Annotated in this window: 9 protein-coding genes; 4 read left to right on the top strand and 5 right to left on the bottom strand. The window is 70.4% G+C overall.

The genetic code is table 11. From position 1 onward, the window contains the following. Positions 1 to 9 precede the first annotated feature (9 nt). The 3 genes from TSO352_RS18950 to TSO352_RS18940 all read right to left on the bottom strand — a co-directional run bounded on the left by TSO352_RS18950 (position 10) and on the right by TSO352_RS18940 (position 5907). On the bottom strand, positions 10 to 1398 hold the full coding sequence (locus TSO352_RS18950; RefSeq protein ID WP_109110738.1) for a bifunctional enoyl-CoA hydratase/phosphate acetyltransferase: 1389 nt from the start codon (positions 1396 to 1398) through the stop codon (positions 10 to 12). Between the two features lie 535 nt (positions 1399 to 1933). Next, positions 1934 to 4165, bottom strand: coding sequence for an ATP-binding protein (locus TSO352_RS18945; RefSeq protein ID WP_109108836.1), 2232 nt, complete (start codon positions 4163 to 4165; stop codon positions 1934 to 1936). 299 nt (positions 4166 to 4464) lie between these two features. Further along, positions 4465 to 5907, bottom strand: a complete 1443-nt coding sequence (locus TSO352_RS18940) for a hybrid sensor histidine kinase/response regulator (protein ID WP_247872253.1) — start codon at positions 5905 to 5907, stop codon at positions 4465 to 4467. Between the two features lie 251 nt (positions 5908 to 6158). Here TSO352_RS18940 and TSO352_RS18935 point away from each other — a divergent pair, with 251 nt between their 5' ends. The 3 genes from TSO352_RS18935 (at position 6159) to TSO352_RS18925 (ending at position 9239) form a co-directional block, all read left to right on the top strand. Further along, on the top strand, positions 6159 to 7778 hold the full coding sequence (locus TSO352_RS18935; protein WP_247872252.1) for an ATP-binding protein: 1620 nt from the start codon (positions 6159 to 6161) through the stop codon (positions 7776 to 7778). A gap of 107 nt (positions 7779 to 7885) precedes the next feature. Then, positions 7886 to 8389, top strand: a complete 504-nt coding sequence (locus tag TSO352_RS18930) for an MmcB family DNA repair protein (protein ID WP_109110735.1) — start codon at positions 7886 to 7888, stop codon at positions 8387 to 8389. Between the two features lie 64 nt (positions 8390 to 8453). Next, positions 8454 to 9239, top strand: a complete 786-nt coding sequence (locus TSO352_RS18925; RefSeq protein ID WP_199231654.1) for a response regulator — start codon at positions 8454 to 8456, stop codon at positions 9237 to 9239. A gap of 31 nt (positions 9240 to 9270) precedes the next feature. Here TSO352_RS18925 and TSO352_RS18920 read toward each other — a convergent pair whose 3' ends face one another. Further along, positions 9271 to 10542 (bottom strand): D-alanyl-D-alanine carboxypeptidase, encoded by a 1272-nt coding sequence (locus tag TSO352_RS18920; protein ID WP_247872251.1) that lies wholly within the window; start codon positions 10540 to 10542, stop codon positions 9271 to 9273. Between the two features lie 344 nt (positions 10543 to 10886). On the opposite strand from TSO352_RS18920, the gene TSO352_RS18915 reads away from it, so the two are divergent. Next, positions 10887 to 11696 carry a hypothetical protein gene (locus tag TSO352_RS18915; protein WP_247872250.1) on the top strand — a complete coding sequence of 270 codons (810 nt, stop codon included), beginning with the start codon at positions 10887 to 10889 and terminating at the stop codon, positions 11694 to 11696. 18 nt (positions 11697 to 11714) lie between these two features. Here the strand turns inward: TSO352_RS18915 and TSO352_RS18910 are convergent, their stop codons facing one another. Next, positions 11715 to 12476, bottom strand: coding sequence for a peptidase (locus TSO352_RS18910; protein WP_109108833.1), 762 nt, complete (start codon positions 12474 to 12476; stop codon positions 11715 to 11717). Positions 12477 to 12645: the final 169 nt, after the last annotated feature.

Raw genomic sequence — 12645 nt, 5'->3', positions numbered from 1 at the left:
GGGGTCCCCTCACTCGGCCGCAGGGGCGGCACCGCGGCGGCGGGCGGCGGCGGACAGGACGGCGACGGCGCAGGAGGCCAGACGGGTGCGGACGTTGTCGGCCCGGCTGGTCAGGATGATCGGAACCCGCGCGCCCAGCACGATGCCGGCGGCGTCGGCGTGCGCCAGGAAGGACAACTGCTTGGCCAGCATGTTGCCGGCTTCCAGGTCGGGGACCAGCAGGATGTCGGCCTGCCCCGCCACCTCGGACTTGATGCCCTTGGTGATCGCCGCCTCAAGGCTGATGGCGTTGTCGAAGGCCAGCGGGCCATCCAGGATGCCGCCGGTGATCTGGCCGCGGTCGGCCATCTTGCACAGCGCCGCCGCTTCCAGGGTCGAGGCGATCTTGGTGTTGATGGTCTCGACCGCCGACAGGATGGCGACGCGCGGCACCTCGACCCCCAGCACCTTGGCGAGGTCGATGGCGTTCTGCACGATGCTGACCTTGTCCTCCAGCGTCGGGTAGATGTTGATCGCCGCGTCGGTGATCAGCAGCGGCCGCGGGTAGGTCGGCACGTTCATCACGAAGACGTGGCTGAGACGGCGGCCGGTGCGCAGGCCGGTTTCCTTGCGGACGACCTCGCCCATCAGCTCGTCGGTGTGCAGGCTGCCCTTCATGACCGCCTCGCACTCGCCGGTGCGGGCCAGACGGACGCCGGTTTCGGCCGAGGCGTGGCTGTGGGCGACGTCGATGATGCGGTAGCGCGCGATGTCCAGGCCGCAGGCGGCGGCGACCGAGCGGATCTTCGCTTCCGGCCCGACCAGCACCGGGTCGATCAGGTTCGCCTCGGCGGCCTCGACGGCGCCGCGCAGCGAGCTTTCATCGCAGGGGTGGACGACGGCGGTCGGCACCGGCGGCAGCGACTCGCACTTCTTCAGCATCAGCTCGTGGCCGTCGTGGCGGATCACCTGCACCTGCGGCAGTTCCGCGGCGGCGCGGCAGACCTTCTCGGTCGGCGCGATCACCTCGGCGACGCCGGTCGCGACCGTCTTGCCGTCCTGGTTGGCGGCGAGGCAGTCGAACACCACCGTCTTGCGCACCGGGTCCTTCGACCGGGCGGTGACGGTGACGGTGACGATGTCGCCGAGCAGCACCGGCCGGTCGAACCGCAGGTCCTGGCCGACATAGACGGTGCCGGGGCCGGGCAGCAGCGTGCCGAGAACGGCGGAGATCAGCGAGCCCGACCACATGCCGTGCCCGACCACCTTGTGGTCGACGGCGTAATCCTGGTCGACGTGCGACGGGTTGAGGTCGCCGGACACCGTGGCGAACAGCTGGATGTCGGACATGGTCAGGCGGCGCGACAGGCTGGCCTGCTGGCCGATGCGGATTTCCTCGAAGGTGACGTTTTCGATCATGATGCTGCCGTTCTTGCCAGTCTGAACGATGCCGCTGCGGACCGCCGGAACGGCGGTGACGGCGGCGGTGACGGTGTCCATCTTCAAGCTCCTGAAAAGGATCGCGGCGCCCGACCATCGGGTGACCGCTTGCCGGATTGCCGGAAGCCGGTCGTCCGAATGCCGGTCCCGGTGCGGCGTCCCAAGCTGGGCGTCCGTCCCGGTGGCAGGCCGTGTCCTCCCGATTCCGGTTCCCGCGCGGCGTGGCGGCGGGCCGAAACCTGTCTTGTTGGGTTCCCTTTCGAAACGGAACCGTGGCATCCCAAGGGTTTATCCAAGGAGTAGCCTTAAGCGAAAGCAGTAGCCCCTATGGCCTCGCTTCCCAATGACCTACATCAATAAAGATGCCAACGTCTTGTTACGGCAAGGTTACTGGGATTGTTTCCGATCATTGAGCAGGCGCAGCATAACCGAACCTTGCGCGGCTGTGATCAGGAAATGGAGAATCGGCGGCAGAACTGCCCCCATTGCGCGCTGCGGCAGAAGCCCACGCAGCTCACTCGGCGGCGACGGAGCAGCGGCACGGTTCGGTCACCAGCGGCACGCTGATCGCGAACACGGTGCCATGGCCGACCCGCGAGCGCACGGTCACCGGATGGTCGAGCATCTGGGCCATGCGGCGGACGATCGACAGGCCGAGCCCCAGGCCGCCGCCGCTGTCGCGCTGGTCGGTGCCGCAGCGGTAGAAATCCTCGAAGATCGCCGCCATCTCGGCCTCCGGGATGCCGGGGCCGGTGTCCCACACCTCGATCGACAGCCGGTCGCCGCCCACCGGGTCGTGGCGGCGGCGGCACCCCAGCAGGATGCGGCCGTGGCTGGTGTAGCGCAGGGCGTTGACCAGCAGGTTGCGCACCATCCGCTCCAGCAGGACCGGGTCGCTGCTGACGCGGACGGAGCAGGGCACCACGCGCAGGACCAGCCCGCGGCTGACCGCCTGGTCGCCGATCTCCATCGCCAGCCGGTCGACGATCTCGCCGACGGCGAACTCGACGACGCGCGGCGTGACGTTGCCGACCTCCAACGCCGAGGTGTCGAGCAGCGTCGACAGCAGCGTGTTGCCGGTGGCCAGGGCCTCGCCCAGCTTGGCCGCCACCTCCAGCTGCCGGGGATCGTCCAGCTTGGTCAACAGGATGTGGTGGAACAGGCTCATCGCCTGGAACGGCTGGCGCAGGTCGTGGCTGGCGGCGGCCAGGAACCGGGTCTTCGCCTGGTTGGCCCGTTCGGCCTCGCGGTGGGCCCGGGCCAGCTCCTCGCGGATCTCCACCGCCTCGGTCACGTCGATGGCGGCGCAGATGATGCCGGACACCGCCCCGGTCTCGTCGCGCATCGGCTCGATCGACAGGTCCAGGATGCGGTGCCGGCCGTGGGAGCTCAACTCCACCTCGTGCCGGGCACCGACGCCGCTGTCCAGCACCGGACGCTTGATGCGGTCGAGCATCGCCGCGTCCTCCGGGCTGAACAGCTCGGCGTGGGTGCGGCCGACCATCAGCTCGGGCCGCATGTCCGACTGGGGGCAATAGACCCAGAGGTGACGCAGGTCCCGATCCTGGGTGAACAGCGTCACCTTGGAATAGCGCAACGCCAGCCGGAAACGCTCCTCGCTGTCGCGCAGGGCGCGGGCCATCGCCGCACGGGCGCGGATCTCGGTCTGCTGGATGCGCTTGGCCTGCGCCTCCCGCACGACGTAGGCAGCCATCGCCACGGTGAGCAGCAGCCCGCTGACCAGCATGCCCCAGGCCAGCCGGTTCTGCAGGCCGAACAGCGTCGCCTGCTCCGGCACCACGAGCAGCCGCCACACCCGCCCGCCGAAGGCGATGTCGCGGGCGATGGCGGCCGGCGCGGCCTTGTCCGCCAACCGCTCGGCGGTCAGGGGAGAGAACGGCTCGTCCGGATGCCGCTGGCCCGGTGCAGCGGCCAGCAGCCGCGGGGCGTCCGGACCGGGGGCCAGCAGATAGGCGTCCCCGACGGTCAGCCCCACCCGCCGCACCGCATCCCTCAACAAATGGTCAAGGTGGAAACCGGTCCACAGGAAGCCGCTGAGGGCGTCGCACACGACGCGGTCGCCGGCGAAGCCGCCGGCCATCCCGTCGTCGGTGTCGACCTCGCGCGCATAGACCGGCAGATAGAGGATCGTCATCTCCGCGCCGAGTTCCGTCCGCAGCGGGGGGTCGTCGACCACGGCGATCCGGTTGGCGGCGCAGGACTGGGCCATGACCCGGCGCTGGTCGGGAAGGCTTGCCATGTCGAGCCCGACCAGCCCGCCGGACGGGCGGGGTTCGACCAGGAGGTTGACGAACAGGTCGGCGGCGGGATCCGACGGCACGGCGGCGGGCCCGCTGCGCACCGCGAAGGAGGTCCGCCCGGCCGCCCGCATCGCATGTTCCAGCAGCGGCACGTCGCGGGGCGCGATGCGGCGCGCCCAGGCAACGGCGTCCAGATCGGGGTAGAGCGGCAGCAGGGGATCCACGGCCGACGCGAAACTGGCCTCCGTCACCGGGGCCGGACCGGCCAGCGGACCGCTGAGCGCCCGCAGGAGCAGACCCTGATGGTCGAAACGCGCCTTCAACTCGTCGTGCAGTTGGATCGCCTGCCGGTCGGCCAGCGCATGGGCGGCGGAATGGGCGGCGTTGCGGACGAGAGCGAACGCTGCGAGCGACAGGACCAGCCCAACCAGGACGATCACCAGCACCGCCGGCGTCTGCCTGACCTCCCAGTCGTTCTGGTTCATCCGATCGTCCTCCACCTCGACATCCGGCTGGGATGTGACGCCGGGATCATACCGAAGAGAGCGCATAGAATGGTATGTGAAAGCGCCGCACCGAACGAAAGGATGAGGGATATTACCCGATTGGGTGAAGACTCCCTGGCGGGGTCTCGCAAGTCATTGGAAGTTATTGTCGCATTTTGCCGGATCCTGCCTGCTTCTGTTTCAGCAATGTCATCGCAGCGCAGCATCAATATGCTTCAGCAAGTCTTCGCCACCCCGCATCAATCCATTCAGTCCTTAATCGTTCAGCGTCGTTATCATCACCGGGGATCGCGCCCCAGCAGGCGGACGACGGCGGCGCGCAACGCCAGCGGCGCCACCGGCTTGTGCAGCAGCGGGTAACCCGACAGGCGCGCCTCGCGCAGCCGCTTGGGGTCGGTGTCGCCGGTCAGGATCATGCCGGGCACCGGCCGGTCGAACAGCATGGCGAGTTGCCGGATGGCGACGATGCCATTGGCCGCTCCCTTCAACCGCAGATCGGAGATGATCAGGTCGAAGGGCTGGGGTGCCGGCCCGACCCTCTGGACGGCGGCGTCGTAGGAGTCGGCGCCCGTCACCGTGCAGCCCCACTGCTCCAGCAGCGCCTGCAGAGCGGCCAGCACCATCGGATCATCCTCGACCACCAGGATGTGAGCCCGGCTGATGTCGGTCATGGGCGTTCCGGCCGGCGCCGCGGGGGCCTTCCGCTCCCCGTCCGCGTCGGCGCCTTCGGCGGAGCGGGGAACGATCACCGCGAAGACGGTCCCCCGCCCTTCGGTCGAGCAGACCTCCAGCCCCAGGCCGAGCCGCCGCGCCAGCCCGCGGACCAGGGTCAGGTCCAGCCCCAGCCGGCCGATGCCCTCCCCGGCCGGGCGGGCCAGCTCGTCGCGCAGCGCCTCCAGGCGGTCGGCGGACAGCCCCCGGCCGCTGTCCCACACCTCGATGCGCAGCCGGTCGCCACGCAACCGGCAGCCGACCAGGACGCGGCCGCGCACCGTCCCGCGCAGGGCGTTGGCGACCAGCCCATGCAGCAACCGCTCCAGCAGCGCCGAATCGGTGCGGACCATCGCCGAACAGGGCATGACGGTGAAGCGCAGCCCGCGGTCGGCAAGCCGCGGCGCCACCTCCAGCGCCAGGCGCATCAGCACGCCGTTGACGGCGTGGGTGCGGATGTCGGGATCGGTCAGGCCGCTCTCCAGCCGCACCAGATCGAAATGACCGTCAACCATGCTGCGCATGGAGTCCACCGCCTGGGCCATCGACCGCAGCAGGTCGCGCCCGGAGGGGTCGAGGGTGGAACGGTTCGGACCGGGCCGGTCGGACGCGGAACGCCCCTCTCCGGTCTGGCCTTCCAGCGTGCCGATCAGCAGGGACAGGGCGGCGAGCGGCTGGCGCAGGTCGTGGCTGGCCGCCGCGAACAGCCGGCCCGCCGGATCACGCACCGACGACGACCCGGGGTCCGGCGGTGCGGAGGGATGCGCCGTGGCCGGCGATGGCGGCGCGAACCGCCACAACACACCGCCGGCGGCGAGCGGATGGACCGTTCGCCCCGGCCCGGCGACGGGGTCGAGGTCGCGCAGCGCGGCACCAACCGCCAGCCGGCCCGACAGCCCCGGCATCCGCTCCGCCGCCGCGGTCCAGTCGCGCAGCCGGCCGTCGCCGTCGAACACGAGAAGGGGCGGCGCTGTGTCGCCGGCGTCGTCATGGGTGCCGTTCACGCTCACACCTGCTTTCCAGCCGTCATCACCCCCGTCCAACAGACTATGGAAGCTGTGGTCCGTTGCAAAGCCTGCCAATCGGCAGAGGCGACGCGAGAAACACGGCCGGTGCTCAATCAAATATTTCATCGTATTTTCGATAAAATCGTCGGGTTGCGCAGCAGCGGGCGAATGGCTGTCACATTTCGTCAAATATTCGCCAAGGGAAGCGGCCGCCTCTTCAATGTTTCTTAGGAATGGGCCGCAATGATGGGACCATGATGTGCGACGCGCAGACTTGTACCGGCGACGGCCGGACCGGCGGCGGGCACGCGGCCGACGACCCGGCGGCGGCAACCCTGGCGCTGCTGCCCGACGCGGCCGGCCTCCTCGCCGCACTCCACGACACCGAGGGCGCGCTGGTCGATCTGGTCTGGCGGTCGGCCAACACGGCGGCGGAGAGGTTGTTGGGGGTCGGCCCGCTGGTCGGCCGGCGGCTGCGCGGTGACGCGACCGACGCGGCCTGCCCCGGTCTGTTCGCGCTGTTCGCCATGGCCTTCCACCAACCGGTCGACCAGACGGTCGCCGCCGTCCGCGCGGCGCCGCCCGGCAGCGGCGACGGCCTGCCCGTGCGCTGGCGCGTCGCGGCGACGCCCATCCCCGGCGGGCTGTGCGCGACGCTGGCCGACCTTGGTCCCGTCACGGCGCCGTTGCCGGCGTCGCTCGCCGAAACGCTGGCCGGGGCGCTGGAGCACAGCGCGGAGGGCGTCGCCCTGTTCGGCGCGGACGGCCGGTTGATCCACGCCAACGGCCGGCTGAAGCACGTCCTGCCCAATCTGGCCGACCTGCTGGTGCCCGGCGTGCCGTTCGAGGCGCTGGTCCGCCGCTACGCCCAGACCGATCCCGACCTGACCACGCCGGCCGAGCGCGAGCGCTGGATCGCCGACCGGCTGGACCGCCACCGGCGGCGGGCGGCGCCGATGGTCGTGCCGATCCACGACGGCCGCTGGCTGCTGGTGAACGAGCACGCGGTCAACGGCGGCGTGCTGGTCGTCTACACCGACATCACCATGATGAAGCGCACGGAGGAGCGGCTGCGTGCCCGCGAGGCCGAGGCTCGCGCCGCCCGCCGCGAAGCCGAGAACGCCAACCGCGCCAAGAGCGGGTTCCTGGCCCAGATCAGCCACGAGTTGCGGACACCGCTGAACGCCGTGCTGGGATTCTCCGAACTGCTGCTGTCGGAGGCGTTCGGGCCGTTGGGCAGCCCGCGCTACCGCAGCTACGCCGGTGACATCCGCGATGCCGGCACCCATCTGCTCGCCCTGATCGACGACATCCTCGCGCTGTCCAGCGTCGACGCCGGGCAGGCGCCGATGACGGACGAGGGCGTGGACCTGGACGTCCTGTCCACGGCGATCGTCGCCAGCCTCGAAGGCGAGGCCGCCGCGGGGCGGGTGACGCTGCGCCGCGACGTTTCGGCCGACCTGCCCCTGCTGCTGGGCGACGCCGAAGCGATCGGCCGGATGCTGGCCAACCTGCTGGCCAACGCGGTGACCTTCACCCCACCCGGCGGCGAGGTGATGGTGACCGCCCAACTGATGCCCGACGGCGGGATCGGGCTGATGGTCGCCGACACCGGCGTCGGCATCCCGGCCGCCGATCTGCCCCGCATCGTCGAGCCGTTCGAGCGCCTCGATTCCGAAATCGCCCGCCCCTCCAGCGGCACCGGGCTGGGGCTGCCGATCGTCAAGCGGCTGGTCGAACGGCATGGCGGGCGGCTGGAGGTGACCAGCGAGCCCGGCACCGGCACCTCCGCCATCCTGGTCTTCCCGGCGTCGCGCACCCTGCCGCGCGACCTGCCCCCGCCGTCGCGGCTGTCGCCCTTTTCGCAACGCTGATCCCGTCCGCGCCGCCGGTCCGCAATTTGCCCCTTGGCGCACGGCCGGCGACGCTGCATTGTGTCGGCTATGTTCCTGACCCGTTCCTGTCTGCGATGGCCCACGCGATGAGCGACGATTCGGCAAGCAACGACCTGCCGCCGCCCGGCGGCGGGGACCTGCCACCGCCCGGCGGCGCGGCGGTGCCGATCTTCCGCGGCGTGCGCCGGGCGCTGGCGACGCGCGGCTTCGCCAGCCTGACCGAATTCCGTCTGGCGAGTGGCCGGCGGGCCGACGTGCTGGCGATCGACGACGCCGGCGCCATCCTCATCGTCGAGGTGAAGAGCGGCGTCCCCGACTTCCGCTCCGACCAGAAATGGCACGAGTACCGCGACTGGTGCGACGCCTTCTATTTCGCGGTCGACGACGCTTTCCCGACCGAACTGATCCCGGAGGATTGCGGGTTGATGGTGGCGGACGCCTACGGCGCCGAGGTGCTGCGCGAGGCGCCGGCCCGCAAGCTGGCTCCCGCCCGCCGCAAGACCCTGCTGCTGCGCGCCGCCCTGACCGGGGCCGGCCGTTTGCACCGCATCGAGGATCCGATGTTCACCCAGGCGCCGCCGACGGTCTGACCATGACGCGGGTGAGGGAAACGGGTAGACTGCCGCACCCTTCAACCGAGGAGAGTGGACCGGCATGCCGGCGGACCAGACGGGCGGATCACCCCCCTTGCGCATCCTGCTGGCGGAGGACGAGGCGGTCACCCGCATCGCCGCACGCGTCCTGCTGGAGCGGGCCGGACACCGGGTCGTCGCGGTCGAGGATGGCCCGGCCGCCGTCGCCGCAGCCATCACGGGTGACGCCGGCGCGCCGTTCGACCTTATCCTGATGGATCTGGGACTGCCGGGGCTGGACGGCGACGAGGCCGTCCGCACCATCCGCCGGCAACGGTCCGGCGCGCCGGGTGGAACGCCGCCGCGCATCCTGATGTTGACCGCCAGCGCCACCACCGACGGCATGGTCCGCTGCACCGGCTGCGGCGCCGACGGCGTGCTGCTGAAGCCCCTGCGGCTGGACGCGCTGGCCACCGCCCTGACCGCGGCTGCACCGGCCGTTCCGGCGGCAATGGAGGACGGCGGCGCCTTCGACCACACCGCGGTCGCCACGATGCGGGAGTTGCTGCCCGCCGCCCGCGCCGCAGAGTTGCTCGACAAGACGGGCGCGGCGCTGCGCCAGCACCACGCCGCGCTGCAGGCCGCGATGGAGGCGGGGGATACGGCGACCGCCGCGGCGATGGCGCACAAGATCGCCGGGGTGTCCGGCCAGTACGGCTGCCTCGCCCTGCGGCGGGAGGCGCGGTCGCTGGAGGCGTGCCTGGAGCACGGCAGCGCCGACCGTCCGCAGCGTGTCCGTGCCCTGACCGACGCCATCGCGCCGGCCCTGGCCTTTCTGGAGCGCTGCGCGGCTCAGGCGCGAGGGTAAGGGGACGGGGCGGCGGCCGGCCTGCGACCGATCAGCCGCGGTCGTTCGGCGACACCGCGACGCAGTGCTGGCCGTGCTTGTTCAACTCGGCGCAGGCCTTGCGGGCCGCCTTTTCGTCGAGGCCGATCAGCCGGGCGCGGTAGACGGTTTCCTTGCCGGTCTTCGCCTCGATCACGCTGGACTTGGCACCGCGCAGCAGGAACGGGGCCTGCTTGATCGCCTGCCCCACCGCCTTTTTGCCGGCGGCGCGGCTGGAATAGGCGCCGACCTGGACGCCCCACTGGTTCGCCCCGCCGCGGCCCGGCTTGTCGTCCTTGGCGGTCGGGGGTGCGGCCGGGACCGCGGCCAGTTGCACCGTCGTCCGCGTGGCCGGCTTGGCCTTCGCCACCGGCTCCTCGTCGTCGTCATCCCCTTCGCCGTCGACGTCGGCGTCCGACTGGGTCGTGTCGAGGCTGGCCATCACCGGGCCGTCGTCACGGCTGGGGTTGGGCCGGCCGAAGGCCTGGTCGAGCAGCGCCGCCATGCGGTTGTCACGCGACACCGCCGACTTGCCGCCCATCACCACGCCGACCAGCCGGCGCCCGTCGCGCACCGCCGACGCCGCGAGGTTGAAGCCCGACGCCACCGTGTAGCCGGTCTTGATGCCGTCCATGCCTTCGTAGCGGGACATCAGGTGGTTGTGATTGGCCAGCGTACGGCCGCCATAGACGAAGTTGCGACGGCTGAAATAGGGATAATACTTGGCGTGGTCGCGCATCAGCGCCCGCGACAGCGTCGCGTAGTCGCGCGCCGTCGTCACCTGCTCCATGTTCGGCAGGCCGGAGGCGTTGCGGTAGACGGTGTGGCGCATGCCCAGTTCGCGCGCCTTGCGGGTCATCATCTCGGCGAAGCGCGACTCGGTGCCGCCCAGCGCCTCGGCGAGGACCACCGCGGCGTCGTTGGCCGACTTGGTGACGAGGCCGAGGATCGCCGTCTCCACCTTCAGCGACGAACCGGCGCGCAGGCCCAGCTTGGTCGGCGACATGCTTTCCGCCCAGGACGACACCGGCAACGCCTGGTCCAGCGTCAGGCGGCCGTCGTCCAGCGCGTCGAAGGTCAGGTACAGCGTCATCATCTTGGTCAGCGACGCCGGGTGGGTGATCGCATCGGCGTCCTGGTCGATCAGCACCTGGCCGGTGCGGGCGTCGACGATGATGGCCGTCGCCTTGGCGGCCAGCGCCTGCGCCGCGGACAGGCCGGAGCCCAACGCCAGGGCGCCCAGCAGGGCGGCGGCGGCGAACAGGGTGCGCGCGACACCCGTCACGTTCCGCCCGCCGGCCGTTCCCGCCTTACGAAAGGCGAATGGGAACAATCCGTTACGAACGGCATCGTGCGCTACACTCATGATGGCCCCGCCAACCGCTAGATCTTGGTGCTTGGTTCAATGGTAAATTCGTGCGAAATCAGTGTCTAGCAGGAATTCGTTAATTTCCTGCTTTGGCTTTTCACTGTGTCTGCGATCACAATGAAGGTCAGGGCAGAAGGGGTAAGACGAAAACCGGGCCAGGATTCGATGGGCCGAGACGGGCCAAGGTCGGGTGATCGGACCTTGCCGTCGCTGCCATCGACCTCCACCTACCAGGGGCCGCTCACGCGAGGCAAGCGACAATGAGCCGTGGTCAGCGCACAGTCTTCATATTCCCGTTCCCGGTTGAATCGGTTCTCGCCGACACGCGCGCGGCGTTGCGCCGGACGCTGGTCCGGGCCGGCGTTCTGGGCGCCGCGCTGGCGGCGCTCGCCGGCTGCGCATCGGTCGGGCCGACCGACAACCCGATCGCGCGCAAGCTGACCTGGTTCAGCTACATCAACGGCGACGACCTGCGGGCCGACTGCGGCAAGGACGGCGCCGACCGCTACCGCCTGATCTTCAACGCCGACTACAACCGCCATGTCCGCACCTACGACATCGTCAGCGACCCGGCCAAGGGCGGGGCGGCGGTCGAGGCGCATGTGATCGAGGCGACCGACCTCGCCCGCATCACGCCGCTCGACCCGCTGTCGGCCGCGCGCGGGCGCGAGGCGACGACCCGGCTGACCCCCGCGCAGTTCGACAGCTTCGTCGGCCGGCTGCGCGACGACGGCGCCTTCGACCCGCCGCCGCAGGGGTTGCGGCTGCCGTCGAACGGTTTCTATTGGCTGATCAACGGCTGCCGGGCCGGGCAGTGGTTCTTCACCGCCTACCCCTACCCGTCCCATCGCTTCACCGAGGCCGGCTTTCCCGAGGCGTTGCAGCGGATCGACCCGACCGGTGTCGCCTTCCCCAGCCTGCCGGCGCCGGAGGAGGCGCCGCGCACGCTGCCCAGTTCCGGCCAGCTCGCGGATGGCGGCGTCTTCTTCGAGATCCAGATCGGCCGCCATGGCCTGGTCGGGCCGACCGCGCCGTTCGGGGCGCTGCTGAGCGCCCTCCCCGGCGGCTGACCGGCGCCGCGCGATGGCTCAGGCCGGCTCTTCGACCGGCCGGGGCGGACGCAGGCTTTCCGGCACCAGCGTCTGGACCCAGGGGCCGTCGGGCATGCGGCGGGCCAGCTCCGTCAGGTTGCGGTTCCACCACTGGCGCTGTTCGCTGAGGTCGTCGTAGTCGTAGTTCGACTGGCGCCAGACATGCGATTCGGCGTGGTAGGACACCATGTCGATCGGGAAGCCGACGTCGTTGCTGGAGAAGCGGGTGCTGTCGAAGGACAGGTAGGCCAGCTTCAGCGCCGTCTGCATGTCGGTCTGGTAGGTCAGCGCACGGTCCAGGATCGGCTTGCCGTAGGCGGTGGCGCCGATCGACAGGTAGGGCGTGCGCTCGTCCACCTCGATCCAGTTGCCCTCCGGATAGACCAGGAACATGTAGGGCTCGCGGTCCTCGGCCAACTGGCCGCCGATGATGGCGTGCAGGTTGAAGTGCAGCTTGGACGCCTCCAGCGGCTCCTTGTCCTCCGCGGCGACTTGCCGCAGACAGGCGGTGAAGGCCGCCAGCGCGTCGAGCATCGTCGGATAGGCCTCGTCCCGCCGCTTCGCCATGTCGCGGCGCAGATAGGCCAGCGTCTTGTCGCGCACGCTGCGCAGGCCCGAATTCATGATGAAGAAGCGGTGGTCGCCGCTGCCCATCATCGTCACCTTGCGGGCCGACGACAGTTGCGAACCGCTGGTGATGCGGCCGTCCGACAGACCGATCAGGCCGTCGCGTGTCTTGATTCCAAGGCAGTAGGTCATGATCGAAAGTCCCGAAGATGCGGCCCGGCGGAGCGGAAGACCTGGGTTCCGGCGCGTCGAAGCGACGCACCTGACCATTGGCCGAAGCGAATCCCGCCAGCGGCCGCGCTACACTTGTCCCACCGCTGGTAAATCCTTCGTTAAGGAATGCCGTCTTAACCCGCGGCGG

This window comes from Azospirillum sp. TSO35-2, from assembly GCF_003116095.1.
In the GTDB taxonomy this organism is placed as follows: Bacteria; Pseudomonadota; Alphaproteobacteria; order Azospirillales; family Azospirillaceae; genus Azospirillum.
The sequence above is the reverse complement of the archived record's forward strand: the minus strand, read 5'-3'. Positions and strand labels throughout refer to the sequence as shown.

Excerpts from the sequence above, each read along its gene's own strand:
- TSO352_RS18950 (WP_109110738.1), bottom strand. The coding sequence starts at position 1,398 with ATGATCGAAAACGTCACCTTCGAGGAAATCCGCATCGGCCAGCAGGCC.
- TSO352_RS18945 (WP_109108836.1), bottom strand. The coding sequence starts at position 4,165 with ATGAACCAGAACGACTGGGAGGTCAGGCAGACGCCGGCGGTGCTGGTG.
- TSO352_RS18935 (WP_247872252.1), top strand. The coding sequence starts at position 6,159 with ATGATGTGCGACGCGCAGACTTGTACCGGCGACGGCCGGACCGGCGGC.
- TSO352_RS18930 (WP_109110735.1), top strand. The coding sequence starts at position 7,886 with ATGAGCGACGATTCGGCAAGCAACGACCTGCCGCCGCCCGGCGGCGGG.
- TSO352_RS18925 (WP_199231654.1), top strand. The coding sequence starts at position 8,454 with ATGCCGGCGGACCAGACGGGCGGATCACCCCCCTTGCGCATCCTGCTG.
- TSO352_RS18915 (WP_247872250.1), top strand. The coding sequence starts at position 10,887 with ATGAGCCGTGGTCAGCGCACAGTCTTCATATTCCCGTTCCCGGTTGAA.
- TSO352_RS18910 (WP_109108833.1), bottom strand. The coding sequence starts at position 12,476 with ATGACCTACTGCCTTGGAATCAAGACACGCGACGGCCTGATCGGTCTG.